The 20,672-nt window shown below is 63.5% G+C and carries 14 protein-coding genes; 6 read left to right on the top strand and 8 right to left on the bottom strand.

Going from position 1 to position 20,672, the window contains the following annotated elements:
* Positions 1–107 precede the first annotated feature (107 nt).
* The 5 genes from HY836_RS14615 to HY836_RS14595 all read right to left on the bottom strand — a co-directional run bounded on the left by HY836_RS14615 (position 108) and on the right by HY836_RS14595 (position 9,889).
* Positions 108–3,419 carry a hypothetical protein gene (locus tag HY836_RS14615; protein ID WP_290677225.1) on the bottom strand — a complete coding sequence of 1,104 codons (3,312 nt, stop codon included), beginning with the start codon at positions 3,417–3,419 and terminating at the stop codon, positions 108–110.
* A gap of 16 nt (positions 3,420–3,435) precedes the next feature.
* Positions 3,436–5,154, bottom strand: coding sequence for a ShlB/FhaC/HecB family hemolysin secretion/activation protein (locus HY836_RS14610; RefSeq protein WP_290677222.1), 1,719 nt, complete (start codon positions 5,152–5,154; stop codon positions 3,436–3,438).
* A 1-nt stretch (position 5,155) separates the two neighbouring features.
* The gene (locus HY836_RS14605) at positions 5,156–7,291 is read right to left on the bottom strand and encodes a CHAT domain-containing protein (RefSeq protein ID WP_290677219.1); all 2,136 of its coding nucleotides are present in this window, start codon (positions 7,289–7,291) and stop codon (positions 5,156–5,158) included.
* Between the two features lie 128 nt (positions 7,292–7,419).
* On the bottom strand, positions 7,420–9,207 hold the full coding sequence (locus tag HY836_RS14600) for a hybrid sensor histidine kinase/response regulator (RefSeq protein ID WP_290677216.1): 1,788 nt from the start codon (positions 9,205–9,207) through the stop codon (positions 7,420–7,422).
* 16 nt (positions 9,208–9,223) lie between these two features.
* Complete coding sequence (locus tag HY836_RS14595; protein WP_290677213.1) at positions 9,224–9,889, bottom strand: response regulator transcription factor; 666 nt, start codon at positions 9,887–9,889, stop codon at positions 9,224–9,226.
* A gap of 190 nt (positions 9,890–10,079) precedes the next feature.
* Here HY836_RS14595 and HY836_RS14590 point away from each other — a divergent pair, with 190 nt between their 5' ends.
* From HY836_RS14590 to HY836_RS14580, 3 genes are all read left to right on the top strand, one after another.
* Entirely contained in the window at positions 10,080–11,705 is a 1,626-nt protein-coding gene (locus HY836_RS14590; RefSeq protein WP_290677210.1) for a peptide chain release factor 3, read from the top strand.
* A 109-nt stretch (positions 11,706–11,814) separates the two neighbouring features.
* Positions 11,815–12,012 (top strand): hypothetical protein, encoded by a 198-nt coding sequence (locus HY836_RS14585; RefSeq protein WP_290677207.1) that lies wholly within the window; start codon positions 11,815–11,817, stop codon positions 12,010–12,012.
* A 194-nt stretch (positions 12,013–12,206) separates the two neighbouring features.
* A complete protein-coding gene (locus HY836_RS14580; protein WP_290677204.1) occupies positions 12,207–13,916 on the top strand; it encodes an immunoglobulin domain-containing protein in 1,710 nt (569 codons plus the stop codon).
* A 14-nt stretch (positions 13,917–13,930) separates the two neighbouring features.
* Here HY836_RS14580 and HY836_RS14575 read toward each other — a convergent pair whose 3' ends face one another.
* The 3 genes from HY836_RS14575 to metK form a co-directional block, all read right to left on the bottom strand.
* Positions 13,931–15,169: an HD-GYP domain-containing protein gene (locus tag HY836_RS14575; protein WP_290677201.1), complete on the bottom strand. Its 1,239-nt coding sequence runs from the start codon at positions 15,167–15,169 to the stop codon at positions 13,931–13,933.
* 107 nt (positions 15,170–15,276) lie between these two features.
* The gene (locus HY836_RS14570; protein ID WP_290677199.1) at positions 15,277–15,909 is read right to left on the bottom strand and encodes a DUF2238 domain-containing protein; all 633 of its coding nucleotides are present in this window, start codon (positions 15,907–15,909) and stop codon (positions 15,277–15,279) included.
* 88 nt (positions 15,910–15,997) lie between these two features.
* Positions 15,998–17,185, bottom strand: coding sequence for a methionine adenosyltransferase (metK, locus tag HY836_RS14565; protein WP_290677196.1), 1,188 nt, complete (start codon positions 17,183–17,185; stop codon positions 15,998–16,000).
* Positions 17,186–17,653: 468 nt separating this feature from the next.
* Here metK and HY836_RS14560 point away from each other — a divergent pair, with 468 nt between their 5' ends.
* From HY836_RS14560 to HY836_RS14550, 3 genes are read left to right on the top strand one after another with little or no spacing between them, the layout of a single operon-like run.
* Positions 17,654–18,688 (top strand): cellulose binding domain-containing protein, encoded by a 1,035-nt coding sequence (locus HY836_RS14560; protein WP_290677194.1) that lies wholly within the window; start codon positions 17,654–17,656, stop codon positions 18,686–18,688.
* 56 nt (positions 18,689–18,744) lie between these two features.
* Positions 18,745–19,656 carry a lysophospholipid acyltransferase family protein gene (locus HY836_RS14555; RefSeq protein ID WP_290677191.1) on the top strand — a complete coding sequence of 304 codons (912 nt, stop codon included), beginning with the start codon at positions 18,745–18,747 and terminating at the stop codon, positions 19,654–19,656.
* On the top strand, positions 19,656–20,570 hold the full coding sequence (locus HY836_RS14550) for a lipid A biosynthesis acyltransferase (protein ID WP_290677188.1): 915 nt from the start codon (positions 19,656–19,658) through the stop codon (positions 20,568–20,570). The genes HY836_RS14555 and HY836_RS14550 overlap by 1 nt, the downstream gene beginning before the upstream one ends.
* Positions 20,571–20,672: the final 102 nt, after the last annotated feature.

The following is a 20,672-nucleotide window of genomic DNA, read 5'->3' as shown; positions in this document are numbered from 1 at the left end:
CCGGACAGGCCTCACACCTGCCAAAAGTCATGTGATCCTGACGCAGCGCAGAAACTAGGGGGGCGTGTTGCGGGTGGCACCACATTCCCCTGGCTCCTGCGCCTGGATCAGAAGGCCGAGCAGTTGCTGTCAGCCTGCACGCCCGAGCAGTTTGTCAGCTGGGCGCCACGGCGGACCTTGGTCCACTCCTGTGACAGCGGCTCGATGTCGCTGGACGCGCCACCCGTGGCCGCACCGCTCGTATTGGCCGGGGTGCAGATCTGGGGCTTGCCGAACTGGCCCTTGACGTACACATCAGTGCGCAACTCGCTCAAGGCATCCGGGCCTTCAAACGGGCGGGGGATATCAGGCACGGTGGCGCTGATGTCCATCTGCTGGAAATATAGCTCTGTGACACTACTGCTGTAGCCGGTGATTCCCGTCGGGTTCAACGCAGAGGGCTGCGCCTGCGAAGACACGACAGAGCCGACACCACCACCCACGTTCTGTTTGCCGATGCGATTGCCCGCATTGTTCAGTTGCACGATGGTCTGTTGACCGGGGATGATGTTGAGCACGCTGACAGCGAGCGGCCCGGTCTGGGAGATCGGGCCAGACGTCACCAGATTGAGCGTCTGCTTGGCCATGGACTGGGCACCCAGGACAATACCCTGAGAGCCTTCGCCCTGGTTCTGCAGCGTGACGGGGCCGGCAGCGCTCAGCGCATTGGCATCCACCGAGATCTGGCCCGTGTGGCCACTGGAGCCGATCACCACGCGGGTGACATCCGGGTTCTCGGCCGTGGCGCCAGGTGTGACGAACCAGGCCGGGTTCACCGCGAAGTTGGCACCAGCCGAGCCGGCATCTGCACCCACACGAATGGACGTCGCAAAGTCCTCGTCGACACCAAACTGATTGCTGATCAGGGACACGCTTGCTGGCCGGATATTGATACGACCAATGGTGTTCCAATTTGGCAACCCCAGGTCCAAGGCTTTGGTCGCGAGGGATTGATCTGCCTTGGCGCCGATGATGACGTCAGCAGACGCCGCAGCAGGACCATCTTGCGACCGCATACGGATGCCAGGCGCGTCTGGCTCTACCTTGATGCCAGGATTGGCCGAGCCGCGCGACTCACCCACCAGGGTGAAGGTGGGGGTGCCCCCCGCAGAAGGCGGTGCCGTGGTCAGCAGCAGATCGACAATGTGCACCCCGGTAGCGCCGTCCCCCTCGGCCAGGCCCAGGATCTTGGCGCTGCCTTGGCCCATGTTGATCACCACGCCCGAACCGATGTCAACACCGGTTGGCGTGCCGAAATCACCAGAGGTCGACCAACCATTGACGGTGATCATCTGGTTGGCCGTCGAGATGACCGTATCGCTCAGGCTGACACCGTTGGTGCCAGCGCTATAGCCGATGATGCTGATGAAACCACCCTTGATGTCGGAAGTATCGATGTAGACGCCGTTGTTCCCCATGGCTTCGCCGTCGGTACCACCACCAGCGCCCTTGATCAGCACATTGCCACGCGTGCCATCGCTGCCCTGGGTGTTAATCACAGTACCAGTCATCTGGACGCCGGCGTAATCGGTCACCGGACTGGACGAAAGCGTGTCCGCCGAGCCTTGCGCACCCGTGATGGTCACATCGCCACCATTGGTGTTGATCGTGACCGGGGCATCACCCTCGCCCGCCAGGGCACGAACCCGACCTGAGCCCTGGATGACGAGATTGCGGATTTGAGAGCGTAAGCCTTCAAGGCGAACGCTGCCCACGCCGTCACCATCGGCATCGGCCAACATGCGCACATTCATCTTGCCAGAGGTGGAAGCAATGGTCGTCCCTTGTCCCACGACGATGTCCTGGCTGGACTGAAGGAACAAGGCGTTGTCGCCCAGGCCTGAACTGCGCACCAGTTGCGTGTCTGCTTCGATCACGAGGTTATTACCAAAGCCCGATGATTGGTTCTGATACGCCGTCGACATGCTCACGCTCGCACCGCCATTGAGCACCGCGTTGATCTCGTCCTGATGCACATAGGTGCCACTGATGTCGGTATTGGGCCCCACCAGGTCACGACCAATGGTGAGTTGGGGGGAGTACAAAGACCACACCCCACCCGCCCCGCCTGGCCCGCCGGCGCTCACGTCGATGCGGACACGGCCGATGCCGTCATAGCGCGTCAACACGTTCTGGCCCACCATCTGGACCGTGCCACCATCACCGCCACTGGCGCCACCGTGCGCGCTCAGGTTGCCATAGACCGTCAGCTGCCCGAAGCTGGGGGGTGTTGCAGGCTGATCTGGCTGGGTTTCAGGCACGTCTGACACGGCCTGCAACTGGATGGTGCCACCCTTGCCGCTTGTCGTGGCATTGGCGGTCAGGTTCGCCGAACCGTCAATGGTGATCGAGCTGCTGAAGTTGTCGCCCGCCAGAAGCGTCTTGGTGTTGATGTCAATGAGCCCGCCACCCTCACTGCCTTCTGCCCGCAACTGGGGCCCGGTGTCGCTGCCCTCTGCGGCTTTCAACGTCACATTTTGGGCGGACAAAGTGATGGTGCCACCCGTACCCGATGCATTGCTCACATCGACCACGCCGACATGGTCGACCGACGAGCCTGGGCCGTGGGCGACCATGCTGACCGTGCCACCCGCCGTCAGGATCGTGCCTTCGTTGTCGACGGAACGCTCGCCCCCGCCGTCACCGTTCGATGAAGCCAACAATGAGATGAACCCGCTGTCGCCCACTTGCACCTCGGTCGAGCCAGCAGCCAGCAAATGGATCTGGCCACCAGCACCAGCCGATATCAGGCCGGCGTTACTCACCCGGTCACCAATCAGGAAGATGCTGCCGCCGTCTGCGGAGGCCTGCAGGGTGGCACCCGAGTTGATGGTCACCGTCGGATCACCGTAGCCGCCACCTGTATTGGTGTTGAAGATGAGGTGGGCGCCGTCCTTCATCAGGCCGGCGTAACCATCTTCAGTCAGGCTGACATCGAGGTCCTTGCCAGACAACACGATGCTGCCGAACGGTGACACGATCTGACCGCTGACCGAGATGCCCCAGGGGTTGACCAGCACGAAGGTAGGCTCGGAGTACACGGAGCCGTCCACGAAGCTGCGCGAGCCGAAACCAAAGCTGTCGGGGTTCTGCGTCACGCGAATCAGCGTGACGTCACCCTTGGTGCCCCTGTTGATGAGCGTGTTGCCCCTGGCCAGGCTGAAATCGAAGGTCTCGTAAACGGCGATCTTCGAGGTCTGCCCCATGGTCGTGGTGGTGCCATCGGTGGTGATGGCATTGCAGGTGCCGGCCACACAGCTCAAGTTGGGCACGCCAGCGGCTGCCACAGCGTGGCTCACAAAGCCAGCAGACAGCAAGGCCACGGCCAGAGGCTTCAAGCGAGCCAGGCGGCGGGATTGGGAAACGGAATTCGTCTGCATCACGATGCCTCTTGAATCAGAATGAGTGCTGGGCCTGAACGAACACGCGAGCCTTGTCGTTGCCAGGTGACGTTTCGGGCAGACGGGTGCCACGCCAGGCCACGGTGGCCTTGACGGTCACCACATCGGGGAAGTTCGCCGCCACGCCCAGGCCGGCAGCGCGCAATTGCACGTCATTGGCGCCACCCACGTCTGCAGAGAAATCGCGAACGCGACTACCCTTGGCCCAGTCGTACAAGGCAAACACGGTCCAGTTGCGATCGATCCAGTAGCGCAGTTCGCCGTTGAACAAGGTGGCCTCATCCGATGCACCTTCGGCGGTCGGATAGGCGCGCACGCCACGCGGGCCACCCAAGGTCATCTTCTCGGCAGGGTCCAGGTTGCGGCTGGACAACTGCTGACTGAGACTGCCGTAGAGCGACACCTTGCGGGAGATCGCCTGCAGACGAGACCATTGCAGCTCGACCTTGCCGAAGCTGCCGGCCTTGCCTTGGTCACCCTGGATGGCTTCAATGAGCTGATCGAGCTCCGAATCCAGACGCAGACGCCCCCAATGGAACTGCGCAGACAAGCCGTTGAAGCCGCCGCCCATCCAGGCGTCACGCGATTCGTAGTTCAGGCCAGCCAGCATGGCGTTGATGTGCTTCTTCGACGTGAAGATCTCATCGCCTCGCAGGTAATCGGTCAAGCCTTTCGATTCATACCCGACGCGCGCCATCAGCGTGCGGCTGCGCGAACGCATCAAGGGGTAGCTCAGGTTGGCTTCAGCCACATCCGCCGAGCCGTACGCATCCTGATCGGCGTACTGTCCACCCAGGGTGTAATCCACCTTGGCATAGGCCACCGAAACACGCGCCGGCGTATAGCCCACCGGCAGCTCATAGGCCACCCGGCCCACCTTCACGCCACCGCCGTTGCTGAGCATGGTCTGCAAGTCCAGGTTGTCGCCCACGCCCAAGGGATTGTTCAGGCGCAGCAGGCCCGTACCACGCCAGCGGCCCGCATACCCCACGCCATGGTTGTCCACCGCCAGGGACGCATCCCAACTGCGACGTGGCGTCACCTGAATGGACAGGTTGTAGATACCTTCATCACCCGAGGGCGACAGCGCGGCCTTGGCCTGCACCCCGGGTGTGTCATTGAGCGCGAACATCACGCGCTCCAGCGAGGCCGTGTTGAGCAGGCTGCCTGCGTGCAGATCGAAGAAGTCCATCAGGCCGTTGATGCGGTCTGCGGAGACCGGCGCGTCCGCGCCCAGCGGGATCTGGACACGCGCCAGCTTGGGCTCGACCACATCGACCTTGAGCACACCCTGGCTCACGTCCTGCGACGGGAAGCCGATGGAGGCCAGGCCATAACCCTTGTCTTCATAGCGCTTGCGCAGGGCACCGATCAAGGCGGCGAGTTCGGGCTCACCCATGGTCTGGCCGACATAGGGCTCGGCCAGGGCCTGAATCTGCTGGGGTGTCAGCACCGTGGCGCCGCGCACGTCAAAGCGCTGGAGCACGAAGTTGACGGCCGGGGCCTTGGCCACTGGTGCCGCCGCATTCAAGGGCGAGGCCTCCGGCAGGGCTGGCATCGTGGAGGGTGTGCGCACCTCATGCAGGATGTCGCCCGCACGGGGCGTTGGTGCAGCGGAGGCCACCTGGGCCACCGCCTGGCTCAAGGGGGCCAGTGCAAACAGCAAGGTCAGCGGAATGGCCGCCAGGGGAAGGGAATGGGCTGCGCGTGACATCTCAGCTTCCTAGTTGCATGCGGCCATTGCCGATCACGTTGAAGGGGGCCCAGAAGAAGGGGTGGGCAAAGCGGCGCTTCTTCTGCACGTCCATCTGCGCGTTGCGCATGGCGTCCATCAGGTCGGCGCCTTCGGTCATGGACTGGTACATGCGGGTCATCAGGGCTTCGGTGGATTCGTCCGCCACAGGCCACAGGGAGGCCACCATGCTGCTGGCACCGGCCGACAGGAAGGAGCGGGTGAAGCCCACGATCTCGTCACCCTTGAGGACCTTGCCCAGGCCGCTTTCGCAGGCCGACAGGGTGACCAGGCTCACGCTGCGCATGTCCAGGCCATAGACCTCGCGGGCTTCGAGCAAGCCACGGTCCTGGCCATCGTTGGCCAGCAGGATGCGCGAGAACAGCGGATCGACATCGTCCACCTCCGCGTGTGCTGCCACGTGCAGCACGGCGGACTGGTTGGCGCGCAGCTTGAACGTGCCCTTGGTGGCATCACGCTGCACGAAGATCTGCTTTTGCTTGAACAGGTCGGAGACTTCCTTGACCTCGCGTTCGGCACCGGGCAGCGGCACGTTCTCTGGCGTGGCGGGGTTGCCGAAGGCCAGCAGGGCGCTCACGGCACGATCAGGCCGCGCCCAGAGGCGGCCGCCCACCGAAGCGGAAGGCCACACGGTGATGGCCGAGCGGGCAATCAGGTAGCCCTGGCCATCGTGCAAGGCCTGGAAGGGCAGGTAATGCAGCGGGCCGTGTGGCACGATGAACAGGCGCCTGGTGTCGCCCAGCTTCGCCGGGGCGATCAGCTTGGCGTACAGGCCCTGGCCCAGCGTGTCGACATCGCGCTTGCGCTCGATGATGCTGCGGCGGAAGTCGTCCACATCCTTGGCCAGCCCGGCTTGAGGCAAGGGCAAGGCCTGGCCTTCAAAGCTGTCCTTGCGGATCACCCAGACCACGAGCTGATCGCCCACGGCGTGGTACTCCAGCACGCTCTCGCCAGGGCGCAGCATGCCTTGCAACTGCGCCAGGTTGACACGGCCACCCAGGGCATCGTCCGTGCGACCACGCACCGAATCCAGCAACTGGCGTGAACGCGAGTCTTCGGACAGGTTCCAGGCGGTCTGGAAGTCCTTTTGCTCGACCGCCAGGGCCAGAGCCTGGTCGTACACGGCCTGCATGTCGCCAAACAGGCCGGTGCGGATCTCTTCGCTGTGGAACTTGGCGCGCAAGCCATTGGCCAGGGTGGTGGCTTTCAGGAAGGCGGCCAGCGCCTGGGGCTTGTCACCACGCTTGAGGTGCACCCGGCCCACGCCCACCAGGGCCCACAGGCGCTGGTATTCTGAATCGGCCGTGCGGTCGCCGGTGGCAATCTGGTCGTACACGGCCAGGGCCGCTTCCGGCTGGTCGTCGGCCAGCAAGGCGGCGGCGCGGCTGCGCAGGTAGAAGCTGCCGAGAGCGTCACGGGCCTCGGCGGGAATGGCGTTGAGTTGTTCCAGCGCCTGCTTGGGCTGGCCCGATGCGTTCAGCGCGTTGGCCAGGGAGACGAGGATCTGCGGGCGGTAGCGCTCGCTGGCCGTCTTCAGGGCTTCGTTGTATTCGCTGATGGCACCGGCCTGATTGCCACGGCGGGCAGCCACGTCACCCAGGATCTTGTGGGCGGGCGCGAGCACCTGTTCCGGGCTGGCACCTGGGAACTGCAGCGCGCTGCGGGCGTACTGGTCGGCCTCATCGATCTTGCCGGCGTACAGGTAGGCCAGCGCCAGGTCGCGGTGCGCCAGGGCTTGCAGATCGGGCTTCTTGTCGCGCTCGCCCAGGAACAGCGCCTTGCTGGCGGCCCGGATGCTCTGGCGGAACTCGCCTTGCTCGGCCAGGCTGGTGGCCTGTCCGCAATACGCATAGCCATCGAGCTTGATGACATCGCGGTCCAGCAGGGTCTGGCCCTCGGCGCTGAGGGTGCGCGGCTGGGTGGCCTCGCGCAAGCGGGTGAGCGCCTGCGCAGTGGCGGCGCCATCCTGATCCCCTGGTTTGTCGGACTGAGCCGAGGCTGAACCACCGGCGAGCATGAGCACGGCCAGGGTCAGGGTCAGGGTGGACAGGAGGCCAGCAGGCCTTCCAGCGTGATGAAACTGTGATCGCCGCGGCATCCCGGCTCCCTCGAATTACGCAGACACAAACGTGCAGACTATGAAATAGTGCACACCTCGGCAAGTGACCTAGGTGACGATCCCCCAAGCCCTAGGGGTGGGTTACCCCCCGGACCAGTGGCGTCAGCTCAGGACAATTGCCGCAACATGGAAAACAGCTCCTTGGGCAACACGGGCTTGAACAGCACCCTGTGGCCGCTGTCATGCACCCGTTTCACCTGCTCTGGCGACGTGTCGCCCGTGACCAGCACGGCAGGGATCTGGTAGCCCAGGACATGGCGCACGGCATTGATGGCCTGCAAGCCATCCTCGCCATTGCGCAACCTCAAATCCGACAAAACCGCATGGATGGGCTCGGGGTGGTTGGCCGCCAGCATGCAGGCTTCGTTGATGTTGCCGGCCACCAGGACCTCGTAATCCCACTCGCGCAGCAGCAAGGCCATGCTTTCGCGGATGTTTTCTTCGTCGTCGATGAACAGCAGCGTGCGGGCGTTGCCGATGGGTGAGGGCACCGTCTCGGCTTCCAGGTTCATGCCGTGCAGCGCGTTCAGATCGGTCTGCGGCACCGCCAGACGGATCATGGTGCCCTTGCCGACGGTCGAGGCCACGGTCAGCGGGTGGTTGAGCAGCAAGGCCAGGCGTTTGACGATGGCCAGGCCCATGCCCAGACCGCGGTTGCGGTCGCGCTCGGGGTTGTGCAACTGGTAGAACTCGTCGAACACGCGGGGCAGTTCGGCCTCGGGGATGCCGATGCCGGTGTCCCAGACCTCGATGTGGACGTCGGTGCCATGCGTGCGCGCCACCACCACGATGCCACCATCGCGGGTGTACTTGATGGCGTTCTGGATCAGGTTGCTGAGGATGCGCTCCAGCAGTTGCGGGTCGCTGGTCACGTGCTTGCCGCCCGGCTTGAAGCGCAGGTGCAGCCCGGCCCCTTCGGCCTGACCGGCAAAGTGCATGTGCAGGCGGCGGAACACGTCGCGGATCGGGAAGGACTGCAATTGCGGCTCCACCACCCCGGCGTCCAGCTTGGAGATGTCCAGCATGGCGTTGAAGGAGCGGTCCAGCGACTCGATGCAGCGGTTCAGGTTGCCGACCAGTGGCGCCTCGGAAGTGCCCGCCAGGCGCTTTTCCAAGGCGCTGGCAAACAGGCCGAGCGCGTGCATGGGCTGGCGCAGGTCATGGCTGGCGGAGGCCACGAAACGGCTCTTTTCCTTGTCCGCCTGAGCCGCCAGCGTCATCTGATGGCGCAACTGGGACACCAGCTCGGCGTTGTCGAACTGGGCCTTGAGCGCCTTGAGCAGCAGCTCGTTCTGCCCGAAGGCGAACACCAGGTTCACGCCCAGGTAGGCCACCGAAAAAATGGCGAGCGCGTTGTGCAGCGGCCCCTGGTGCCACAAGAGCAAGGCAGGCAGGGGCGCCAGCAAGGGGATCATCCACGTCCAGATGGCGGGCCGGTAGGCCACGATGGCGCCGATGGCGGCCGAGCCCATGCCCAGCATCACCAGCATCATCAGGCAGACCATGGCCAGGTCCTGCGTGGGCAGCACGAACCAGGGCACCGAGCCCCACACCAGCGCCGACACCAGCAAGCCGCCCATGAAACGCAAACGCCACACGGGCATGCGCTGCCAGGCGCGCTCGTCCTTCTGATACGCCCAGCCATTGAGCAGGCGCAGCGCCTGCGTGCCGTGCACCATGACCGCCCAGATCAGCACGCGGCGATCGCCGGTGTAGACCAGATAAGCCACCCAGAAGGTCATCGCCGTGACGATGGCGCCCGCCGAGGTGAACCAGCTGGTGCTGTAGAGCGCGTGCACCTGGGCCAGCAGCAGGTCATTGCGCTGCTGGCTGGAGGTTTCGGAGATGAACTCGGGCGCGCTCAGCCCCGCGTCCTGGGCAATGCGGTAGCTCACAGCAGGCCTGTGCGCTTCAGCGGAACAGGCTGATGAGGTGCGATCGCGACTTCACGTCCAGCGCCAGCAGGATGGTCGAGACATAGTTCTTGACCGTACCCAGCGACAGCTTGGTGGAGTTGCTGATTTCCTGGTTGGAGCAACCCGAGAGCACCAGCTCCAGGATTTCCAGGTGACGGGGGCCCAGTTCGGCCACGCGGTCATAGCTGGATGCCGAGGGCGCGCGTGGGAAACGCGCTGCAGACGCACCGGAAGGTGCCGCTACCGCCGCAGCGTAGGAATATTCCGTCAACATGCCCACGATGCTGGAGCGCGTGAGCGACGGCGAGTAGGCTTTGGGCAGGTAGCCCACGGCACCCAGGCCCTTGGCCTGGCCGATCACGAATTCGTCCTGCGTGCCGCTCATGACAGCCACACGGGCCTGCGGATAGGCCTCGATGAACTGACGCAGGCCCTGCAAACCCTTGCAATCGGCCATGTTCAGGTCGAGCAGGACCAGAGAGACATCCGGCTCGGCGCCGTACAGGCGCATGGCGTCATGCAGGTTGTCCGCTTCCAGCCAGTGGATTTTCATGTCCTCGACCTCGTTGAGGACGGTCCGCAGACCAACCCGCACCAGGTCGTGGTCGTCCACGAGCAGGACTTTGAAGGTGCCAAGGGGTGGCGGTGGAACAGATCCCATGATGTGGTCGTGACTACGCTGATCTTGCATGGCAGCCTTTGAGTTTCGAGGAACGCCCCCCGGTGAACAATCCCTAACTTGTCACGGCCATTTTGCATCGCAAAAGCGGCGAATCTGATACTGACCTGCTTCGGGGCAGCCTTGGCGGGCCTAATCAGCTAGCATGTCGGGTTCGCCCGGAGCTTTTGTCGTGTCTACCTCTCCCTACGCCCCTGAAACCAGCCGCCGTCGCACCTTTGCGATCATTTCCCACCCTGACGCGGGCAAAACCACGCTGACGGAAAAGCTGTTGCTGTTCTCGGGCGCCATTCACATCGCCGGTTCGGTCAAGGCCCGCAAGGCCTCGCGCCACGCCACTTCAGACTGGATGGAAATCGAAAAGCAGCGCGGCATCTCGGTGGCGTCTTCGGTGATGCAGATGCTGTACCGCGACCACGTGGTCAACCTGCTGGACACCCCGGGCCACAAGGACTTCTCGGAAGACACCTACCGCGTGCTGACCGCGGTGGACTCGGCCCTGATGGTGATCGACGCGGCCAACGGTGTGGAAGCCCAGACCAAGCGCCTGATCGAGGTCTGCCGCCAGCGCGACACACCCATCATCACGTTTGTGAACAAAATGGACCGCGAAGGCCGCGACCCGCTGGAATTGCTCGATGAAGTCGAACAGGAACTCGGCATGCCCTGCGTGCCCATGACCTGGCCCGTGGGCCAGGGCAAGCAGTTCGGCGGCATCGTCAACCTGCGCACCAAGAGCATGCGCCTGTTTGACGCCGGCGCCGACAAGCGCAGCGATGAAGACGAGGTTGTGTCGCTCGAAGATCGCGACAAGCTGCACGCCCGTTTCGGCCACGACTGGGAGCTGGCCGAAGCCAATATGGAGCTGATGGCCGAAGCCGCCCCGGCTTTCGATCTGGAACAGTTCCTGGCCGCCAAGCAGACCCCGGTGTTCTTCGGCTCGGCCGTGAACAACTTCGGTGTGCAGGAGGTGCTGGACGCCCTGGTGGACCTGGCCCCCTCGCCCCGCCCTCGCCTGTCGACCGAAAAAGACGGCTCGCACAAGGAGATCCTGCCCGAGATGGAAAACTTCTCCGGCGTGGTGTTCAAGGTGCAAGCCAATATGGACCCGTCCCACCGCGACCGCATCGCCTTCGTGCGCGTGTGCTCCGGCAAGTACGAGCCCGGCATGAAGCTCAAGGTGCAACGCTCTGCCAAGGAGCTGCGCCCCACCTCGGTGGTGACCTTCCTGTCGCAGCGCCGTGAAGCGGTCGATGAAGCCTATGCGGGCGACATCATTGGCTTCACCACACACGGCGGCGTGCAACTGGGCGACACCATCACCGATGGCATCAACCTGCAGTACACCGGCCTGCCCTTCTTCGCGCCCGAACTGTTCCAGACGGTCGAGCTGGCCAACCCCATGAAGAGCAAGCAGCTGCAAGCCGGCCTGCTGCAACTGGGTGAAGAAGGCGCCATTCAGGTGTTCCGCCCCGAATCCGGTGGCTCGATGCTGCTGGGCGCCGTGGGCCAACTGCAGTTCGAAGTGGTGCAGCACCGCCTGAAGGCAGAGTACAGCGTGGACATCCGCCTGATGCCCTGCCGCTTTGTGGGCGCACGCTGGATCACGGCCGACACGCCCGAGGCGATGAAGAAGTTCTGCGACGAAAACGCCAGCAAGCTGGCGCTGGACGCCGCCGACACCCTGGCCTACATGATGACCTCGGCCTATGACCTGCGCCTGACGGCCGAGCGCCACCCGCTGGTGCACTTCCATCCGCTGCGCGAGCATGCGGGTTTGAGCTTGTCGACGCAGTAAGCCTGACGCGCGCCCTGACAGGATTGCTTACAAGGCGAGGTCGACGTGACGTTAGACTGCCGACCGCGGTCATCACCGCTTGTGCATAAAAATTCATCAGGGATCTGTCATGACATTCAAAAAAGCCCCTTTTGGCTGGGGCCTGGCCTTGGCCGCCACATTGGTACTGCAAGCCTGCGGTGGCGGTGGTGGAGGCAATCCGGATACCGCCGCCAATGACCCGCTCGCACAGCCCGCCAGCGTCGCGCATGCACAAGGCGTGGTGTATGACGCCAGTACCGGCTCACGGCAGGCGACACGGTCCTGACATCCGATGCGCAAGGCCGCTTTGAGCTGAGCCAGAAGACCGGCAGCAGCCTCGACATCAAGGCCTCGCTGTCGGGCTACGGCGATGGTCAGGCACACGCCGAGTTCCAATCGGGCAGCCGCCACGCGCACCTGGTCATCAGCCTGAGCAAAGTAGCCGTCATCCAATCGCTGAACGTCAGCACGGGCGGCAGTGTGACGGCGCCCAACTCCACGGCACAGGTCACCCTGGCTGCCGCCAGCCTGGTGGATGCCGCCACCGGCGCCGCTGCCACAGGGCAAGTCAAGGTCGCCATCACCCCCATCGACCCTGCCAGCCAGACCAGCGCCATGCCCGGCAGCTACAAGGCCGACAACGGCCAATCCATCGAAAGCTTCGGTGCCATACAGGTGCACCTGACGGATGCCGCCACGGGCAAGCCACTGCAACTGGGCGCCGGCAAGACGGCCACCATCCGCATCCCGGTCAAGACTCGCTCACAAACCATCCCGGCCACCATCCCGCTGTACTACTTCAAGGAAAGCACCGGCCTGTGGGTGCAAGAGGGCAGCGCCACACTCCAGCATGACGCCACGCTGGGCGACTACTACGAAGGCAGCGTCAGCCACTTCAGCACCTGGAACGCCGACAAGCCCATCGAGGAGACGGTTCACGTCACTGGCTGTGTGCGCAACGCGGATAAATCCATCCCCACGCAAGCCATCAGCGTGCTCACCGATGGCCTGGATTACAGCGGGGCGGCTTTTGCATCCGTGGATGCCAACGGTCAGTTCGACGTCACTCTCAAGCGCAACGGGCGCGCCACCTTGACGGCCAACAGCAGCGAGACCAGCTCGTCGCAACTCACACTGGAAGCCTCGGCCACAGACATCAAGCTTGACACCTGCCTGGTGCTGAATGCCCTGCCCGTCAAGCCTGTTTTCCTGCTGCAACCGATGGCGACAACGCCGCTGGTGGAGGGGCAACCAGGTGTGCTGATGGCGGGCGCGCTGGGGGCGGGTCAATTGCGTTATCAATGGTTCCGCAACGGCGTGGCACTGGCCGGCCAAACCTGGCCCATGCTGTCCCTTGACAAGTTGACCGCAGCCGATGCTGGCGCCAAGTACACCGTGGTGGCCACCAACCAGGGTGGCAGCGTGACCAGCAATGAATTGGTGATCACACTGACCTCGGCCGAGGCCCTGGCGCAGCAAGCCGCGTTCTACGCGCTGTATGGGGCGATCATGCAGCCCTTGAATCTGAGTGCCGCCGCGCGCGACACCGTGGATGACGACACCGGCAACATGCTGGCGCCCACGCAGATTTGCAGCAGCGGCCAGGTCAGCGCTTTGACGCTGGACACCAAGGATGTCCTCGGCGGAGAGCCCCTCGCCCCCGGTGTCGTGCATCAGTTGAATGTGACGTTCGACAACTGCGCACCGATCAACAGCACGCAGACCAACAAGCGGTTCACGGGCACCATCGCCTCGAGAGTCAAGTACGACACCACAGGGTCGATCACCGCTCAATCGGTTCTGACGGCCATGCACGATGACGACACGACCTTGGTGGCCAACGGCGAGTTCTGGACATCCCTGAGCAGCACTGGCAGCTCATGGACGCCACAGAAAGGCGCCACACTGAACCACATCACCAACAGCGGCACCAACACACTGACCTACACCGGCGGCAGCATGGAGTCGAGCTTGGGCGCTGACAAGGCGCCCTCGACCGTCCAATTCCGGGACCTGAGCTTCACCATCAACAAGGTGAGCTACACGTTCAACGGCCAGATGTCCCTGCCCATGGCCACCTCGGACGACATCAAGCTGCAATCAGGCGGCAAGACCATCGCCCGCATGTACTTTGACCCCAGCACCCGTCTGCCACGGGTGGACATCACCGGCACCTTACCGGCGTTCTGACGACCGCCCGAGCCTCAGGCCTGCGGCATCCAGAACTGATCGATGTTCTTGAAGCCCCAGGTCGCGGGTGATTCGCGCGAGATGATCTGGTCGGTGGTGCTGCCATCGCCCAGATCGATCAACTGAGGCGTGATCGGCTCATTGGACTTGGTGGAGAAAAAGACCCGCACCATCGGGCTCAGCAGGGATTTGCTGCCCTGCTCCGCCACCACACCCAGCCGGCCAGATTTCAGCTTGACGAGCGAACCCGTCGGGTAGATGCCGATGCTCTTGACGAAGGCCTGAAAAATGCGTTCGTCAAAGTGGCCTTCCTTGGCCCACTGTGCCATCTTCTGGATGGACTCGGCCGGATCCCAGCCCGCCTTGTAAGGCCGGTTGGAGGTGATGGCGTCATACACATCACACACGGCCCCCATTTTCGAATACAGGCTGATCTCGTCGCCCTGCAGGCCATGCGGATAGCCTTTGCCATTGACCTTCTCGTGATGGTGCAGGCAGACATCCAGCGGAATCGGCCCCACGCCATTGCCCTCCACCAGCATGCGGTGCCCGGCTTCGGGGTGCCCCTTCATGATGGCGAACTCGGCGGGCGTCAGGGCGCCTGGCTTGTTGAGCACTTCCAGCGGCATCAAGGCCTTGCCGAGGTCGTGCACCAGCCCGGCCAGGCCTGCTTCACGCGTATCGGCTTCGTTGAGATGCAGGTGCTTGGCCAGTGACACCATCAGGGCGCACACGGCCACGGAATGCATGTAGGTGTAGTCGTCGCTGGTCTTGAGGCGCGCCAGGCTGACGATGGCGCCCGGGTTGCGCGACACCGACTGGGTGATGTCGTCCACCAGGGGCAGGCAATGTTCGGTATCCACGGCCTTGCCCAGGCGGGCGTCGTTGAACATGGACTTCATCGCACCGCGTGATTGCTCCACGATGCGCGAGGCCCGCACCAGCTCCTGCTGGAAGCTCACGCTCAAGGCCAGAGGGGCTTCGTCCTCGGGCAGGTCCATGACCGCCACGACGGGCGCAGCCGCACTCACCTCGATGTCGTCCATCAGCTCCATGGGTGCGCTGGGCGAATCCACGTCCAGCCCCTTGGCGGTATCGATGACCACTTCCTTGACCACCGCCAGCTGCTTGAGCTGGCGGGCGTCCTGAACTTTGAAGGAAGCGCGCCAGAAAGGGTGATCCAGCCACGAGCCGCAGACCTCGTGGACGAACATGCCTGTTCGCAGTTGCTGGATCGGAATCTTCCTGAGCATGATCGTGGGTGGGTGCGTCAATTCGGACGTGACACGGACACAGCAGGATCCTAGGGCGACTGCGCCTGGGGCAGTCCATCAAATAGGCGGGTGTTGCGACTTTGTTGTCATGAACGACGGTCGGCCACGCCCAGCCCGGCAAGCTGCCGGTCATGCCAGCGCGCGAGCAGCACCTGGGCCAGCATCGAGCCGATCCAGGCCATCAGCATGTCGGACTGGGTGTCAAACGGGTCACCCTGGGTGGCCAGGAACTCGTCGGCACCCTGCCCCAGGCTCACGGCCGCGCCCCATTCGATGAACTCGTACATGGCGCTGATGGCCAGGCACACGCAAGTCACGAGGAAAAACAGCCAGCCGCCACGCTGCAGCGGCGTCTTGCGCAGCAGGATTTCACGCGCCACCATGGCCGGGATGAAGCCCTGCGCCAGATGCCCGATGCGATCGTAGTGATTGCGGGTGAAGTGAAAGACCTCCTGCATCCAGAAGCCCAGCGGCACACGCGCATACGTGTAGTGCCCGCCGACCATCAGGATGATGGCGTGCACGAGGATGAGGACGTAGACCAGTGTGGTCAGGCGAAAGGTCGGGCGGGTCCAGGCCAGCAGGGGCACGGCGACGAAGACCGGGAACACCTCCATCAACCAGACGGCGGGGTCGAACGCCCCGATGTAGGACCAGATCAAGCCGATGGCGATGGCGGCCAGCCAGGCCAGCGCGCCCTTGGAGGTGGTGTTGCTCATGTTCTTTCAGGCCAGAAAAAAAGGCGTACCCGTTGAGGATACGCCCTTGGTTCAGCCGACCGTCCAGGACGGTGCACGGCTGTGAGGATCAGCCCTTGAGGCCAGCGGCTTCGCGCAGGATCGCAGCCTTGTCCGTGCGTTCCCAGGTGAACTCCGGCTCTTCGCGGCCGAAGTGACCATAAGCGGCCGTCTTTTGATAGATCGGGCGCAGCAGGTCCAGCATCTGGATGATGCCCTTGGGACGCAGGTCGAAGTGCTCGGCCACCAGGGCGGACAGCTTCTCGTCGGAGATGACGCCCGTGCCTTCGGTGTAGACCGTGATGTTCATGGGCTTGGCCACGCCGATGGCATAGGCCACCTGCACCTGGCACTGCTTGGCCAGACCGGCTGCCACCACGTTCTTGGCAACGTAGCGGGCAGCGTAGGCGGCAGAGCGGTCAACCTTTGTAGGATCCTTGCCCGAGAAGGCGCCACCGCCGTGAGGGCAGGCACCACCGTAGGTGTCCACGATGATCTTGCGGCCGGTCAGGCCACAGTCGCCTTGCGGGCCACCGATCACGAAACGACCGGTCGGGTTGATCAGGTAGCGCGTGTTCTGCAGCCATTCCTTGGGCAGCACGGGCTTGATGATCTCTTCGATGATGGCTTCGGTGAACGAGGCCTTCATGGTCGTGGCGTTTTCCGACTGGTCGGGGCTGTGCTGGGTGGACAGCACCACGGTGTCGATGCTGTGGGGCTTGCCGTCCACATAGCGCATCGTGACCTGGCTCTTGGCGTCAGGGCGCAGGAAAGGCAGGCGGCCGTCCTTGCGCAGCTGAGCCTGACGCTCCACCAGACGGTGGGCGTAGTAGATCGGCGCGGGCATCAGCTCGGGCGTTTCGTCGCAGGCGTAACCGAACATCAGGCCCTGGTCGCCAGCGCCGATGTTGAGGTAGTCATCCGAAGCGCGGTCCACACCCTGGGCGATGTCGTTGGACTGCTTGTCGTACGCCACCAGCACGGCGCAACCCTTGTAGTCGATGCCGTACTCGGTGTTGTCGTAGCCGATGCGCTTGATGGTGTCGCGCGCCACCTGGATGTAATCCACGTTGGCTTGCGTCGTGATTTCGCCCGCGAGAACGACCAGACCGGTGTTGGTCAGGGTTTCAGCGGCGACGCGAGAGACGGGATCCTGCGCCAGGATGGCGTCGAGGATGGCATCGGAGATCTGGTCAGCCACCTTGTCGGGGTGACCTTCCGATACGGATTCAGAAGTGAAAAGGAAATCGTTTGCCACGATGTGTGCTCCATAAAAAACCAAAGACCTCGGCGTCGCCGGGGCTGTTGAGGGATTCTTTTGGAGTCTCTTCGCAGCGGCGAACGCTTTAGCGGCATTTGTGAATCGCCCCGCAAGTTGTCCTGTTAACTCGGCGATGCATGCAGTGTAGTGGATTCAACGATGTGAAAGCGACCGAGAGTCCTCCGAAAAGAACCGGATATTCCCGGGTGTTGGCCACGAACCGCATCGATCCGGCGCATGCACGACAACAGCCTTGAGATGGCTGTCAATCCCGGCTAGCACTAGTGCAACGCTTACAGCTTGCAAAAGTCACACATCGCGCCGAGATGTATAACGAAATACCTTCTGCGACAGGCCGCTCGAACGGCTCTGCAAAGAGGGACATGGCAGTTGCACAGGGGAACACGCGATCGCCCCGGTCCGCCTGCCTCTTCATAAAAAGGATCGTTTTTTCAGGGAGAACACATGAAAGTTGCTTTCAAGAGCCTCGTCGCGGCCGCCGCATTCATCGCAGCCGGTTCCGCTTTCGCCGCCACGGTCAACATCACGGCTGGCACCACCATCTACAAGGGCGTCAAGCTGTCCGGCAACGAGACGCTGTCAATCAGCGTCGATGCCCTGGGCTTCCTGGACATTCTGCAACCCACAATCACAAACACGGGCCCGGCCGTCGTGACGGTCGACAAGCAGGACAACTTCACCCACGTGAACGTGAGCGCCACGGCCCCTCTGACGTCCCTCGCACTGGATGACACCACTCAGGAAACCCTGTCCGCCTCATCTGTTGGCGGCATGACCTGGACCGTGCCCTTCAAACGAGGGCTGACTACCGGTGGCTCGATCACCATCTCCGATCTGCAAGTCGATCTGGCCACCAAACGGGTGCTGGCCTCCGTGACGGGCGCCAATGGCGTCGGCACATTGCTCAACTACGCGCTGTGGAACTTCAACACCGTTGAAAGCAGCACAGTCGTGATCCCTTCGACGCCCAACGCAACAGCCATCACGACCTTCAAGGTGTCGGGCCTGCAATTGACCACAGACGGCATCACCAAGATCAGCACTGCGCTGGCACTGAGCAACCTTGGCCAAAGCGCCTTGCGGTCCATTCTCGATTTCGGGGCCATCTCGACGACCGTGACGGCCACCCCTGCCGCGACCTGCTCGGTGACGTTCAAGAACACGGTGATCCCCACGTCCACTCCGCTGTTCAACACCGAAGTGACGGTGGCCAACAACAGCAGCAATCCGGCAACCGGCTGGAACGTGAACTGGCGCTATGGCAAGCCCACGCTTCTGACCAATATCAAGAATGCGAAGCTGACCAACAAGTACCTGCAGAACTACACCGCGCAGCCCCTGTCGACCAATACGATGATTCCGGCTGGGGGCTCGACGACGTTCAGCTTCCGTGGCTACGCCAACAGCGTGATCCCCGCCATCAGCGATCTGTCGGCAACCTTGGGTGGTCAGACCTGCCCGGTTGTGGTGACACCGTAATCCGTCACGTTCCAAGCGTCGACGGCTGAATCGAGGCATGGGGCAGAATTCGCCTCATGCCTCGTTTGTTTTCCATGCTGTCTCGCTGGCCCTTGGCCGTGCTGCACCCGATCGGCAGCCTGCTGGGCTGGCTCGCCTACCTGCTGTCGCCTTCGTACCGCAAGCGATTGAAGGCGCACACGCAGGCCGTGGGCATGGGCGTGTGGCGGCGTTGGTCAGCCGTGGCGCACGCCGGCAAGATGGTGGGCGAGTTGCCTCGCCTGTGGGGCCGCCCGCGCGAACAGGCCCTGGGCAAGACGGTGCAATGGGCCAACGCGCAAGCCGTATCCCAGGCCCTGGCAGAAGGCCGTGGCCTGCTGCTGCTCACACCGCACCTGGGTTGCTTCGAGATCACGGCGCAGGCTTATGCCGAACATTTCGGCAGCCTCAAGCCCATCACGGCGCTGTACCGCCCGGCCAAGCAGGCCTGGCTGGCGGAGATGATGCGCGAATCCCGCAACCGCCCGGGCATGAACACCAGCCCCGCCACGCTCAGCGGCGTGCGCCAGATGCTGCGCGCGCTCAAGAAGGGCGAAACGGTGGGCCTGCTGCCCGATCAGGTGCCGCCCGAAGGCATGGGCGTGTGGACCCACTTCTTTGGCCGCCCCGCCTACACCATGACCATGGCCGCCAAGCTGGTCGCGCAAACGGGCTGCGCGGTGGTGCTGCTGCGTGGCGAGCGCCTGGGCCCGGTCGCCCGGCTGCAAAAAGGCTGCGACTACATCGTGCACGCCACCCGTGTGGCGCCTGATGTCGAACAAATCCTGGCTGCGGGCGATGCGGCACAATCCGCCGCCGCCGTGAACCGGCTGATGGAAGACCTGATCATGCAAGCACCCGAGCAGTACCTGTGGGGCTACAACCGCTACAAGCAGCCTCGCTCCGAGATCCTGACCTCGGCCTCCAGCAGCAGCGAGGCCCGGACCTGATGACGATGCAGAACGCGTTGAAAGAAGGCGGCATCCGGCTGGCGCTGGGCATCCTGTGGCTGCTGCACTTCCTGCCCTTGCCGGTGCTGGCGGCCATCGCCCGCGGCATGGGCACCCTGCTCTTCAAGCTGGCCAGATCCCGCCGCCGCGTGGGCCTGCGCAATCTGGAACTGTGCTTCCCGCAGATGCCGGCTGCCGAACGCGAAGCCCTGCTGCGCGCGCACTTCGGCTGGCTGACGCAAAGCCTGCTGGACCGTGCGGTGCTCTGGTGGGCCTCGCACGAGCGCATCAAACGCCTGATCCAGGTGGAAGGCGACATCGACCTGGCCGAGCGTGAAATGCAAACCAGCGGCCGCCCCACCATGTGGTTGTGCCCGCACTTCGTCGGGCTGGATGTGGCGGGTGCCGCCATCCTGCTGTGCCAGAAGCGCCCCGGTGCCTCGATCTACCAGACGCAGAGCAACCCGCTGATGGACAAGCTGATGAAGCGCGGCCGCCTGCGCTTTGGCAACGCCGAGATCTTCCCGCGCAGCGATTCGGTCAAGCCGCTGCTGCGCGCCATCAAGGACGGGCGCGGCTTCTTCAACCTGCCCGACATGGATTTCGGGGCTAAAGATGCCGCGTTCGTGCCTTTCTTCGGCGTGCCGGCCGCCACCTTGCTGGCGCCTTCGCGCATGGCCCGGATGATGAACATGGTGGTGCAGCCGGTGATCGCTGAACTGCTGCCCGGCGGTCGTGGCTGGCGCGTGCGCTTCATGGCCCCGCTGGAGAATTTCCCCACCAAGAATGCCGAATCCGACACGGCCCGCATGAACCAGTTCATCGAGGGTGAGATCCTCAAGCAACCTGCCCAATACCTGTGGGTGCACAAGCGTTTCAAGACCCGGCCCGAGGGCGAGGCAGGGTTTTACTGAGCCATTCGGATCACGCTGGCGCCTCAAGTCGGTACACGGCTGACCGATATTCCACCCAGGTTGTCTGTGGCGAGGGCCTGTGCCTCGCTTCATCTGGGTTAA

It is taken from the genome of Aquabacterium sp. (assembly GCF_016234775.1).
Classification (GTDB): Bacteria; Pseudomonadota; Gammaproteobacteria; order Burkholderiales; family Burkholderiaceae_C; genus Aquabacterium.
Note: the sequence above shows the minus strand (reverse complement) of the source record. Positions and strands in the feature narration are given on the sequence as shown.

Excerpts from the sequence above, each read along its gene's own strand:
- HY836_RS14550 (WP_290677188.1), top strand. The coding sequence starts at position 19,656 with ATGACGATGCAGAACGCGTTGAAAGAAGGCGGCATCCGGCTGGCGCTG.
- HY836_RS14570 (WP_290677199.1), bottom strand. The coding sequence starts at position 15,909 with ATGAGCAACACCACCTCCAAGGGCGCGCTGGCCTGGCTGGCCGCCATC.
- HY836_RS14560 (WP_290677194.1), top strand. The coding sequence starts at position 17,654 with ATGAAAGTTGCTTTCAAGAGCCTCGTCGCGGCCGCCGCATTCATCGCA.
- HY836_RS14615 (WP_290677225.1), bottom strand. The coding sequence starts at position 3,419 with ATGCAGACGAATTCCGTTTCCCAATCCCGCCGCCTGGCTCGCTTGAAG.
- HY836_RS14595 (WP_290677213.1), bottom strand. The coding sequence starts at position 9,889 with ATGGGATCTGTTCCACCGCCACCCCTTGGCACCTTCAAAGTCCTGCTC.
- HY836_RS14605 (WP_290677219.1), bottom strand. The coding sequence starts at position 7,291 with ATGCCGCGGCGATCACAGTTTCATCACGCTGGAAGGCCTGCTGGCCTC.
- HY836_RS14575 (WP_290677201.1), bottom strand. The coding sequence starts at position 15,169 with ATGCTCAGGAAGATTCCGATCCAGCAACTGCGAACAGGCATGTTCGTC.
- HY836_RS14610 (WP_290677222.1), bottom strand. The coding sequence starts at position 5,154 with ATGTCACGCGCAGCCCATTCCCTTCCCCTGGCGGCCATTCCGCTGACC.
- HY836_RS14555 (WP_290677191.1), top strand. The coding sequence starts at position 18,745 with ATGCCTCGTTTGTTTTCCATGCTGTCTCGCTGGCCCTTGGCCGTGCTG.
- HY836_RS14585 (WP_290677207.1), top strand. The coding sequence starts at position 11,815 with ATGACATTCAAAAAAGCCCCTTTTGGCTGGGGCCTGGCCTTGGCCGCC.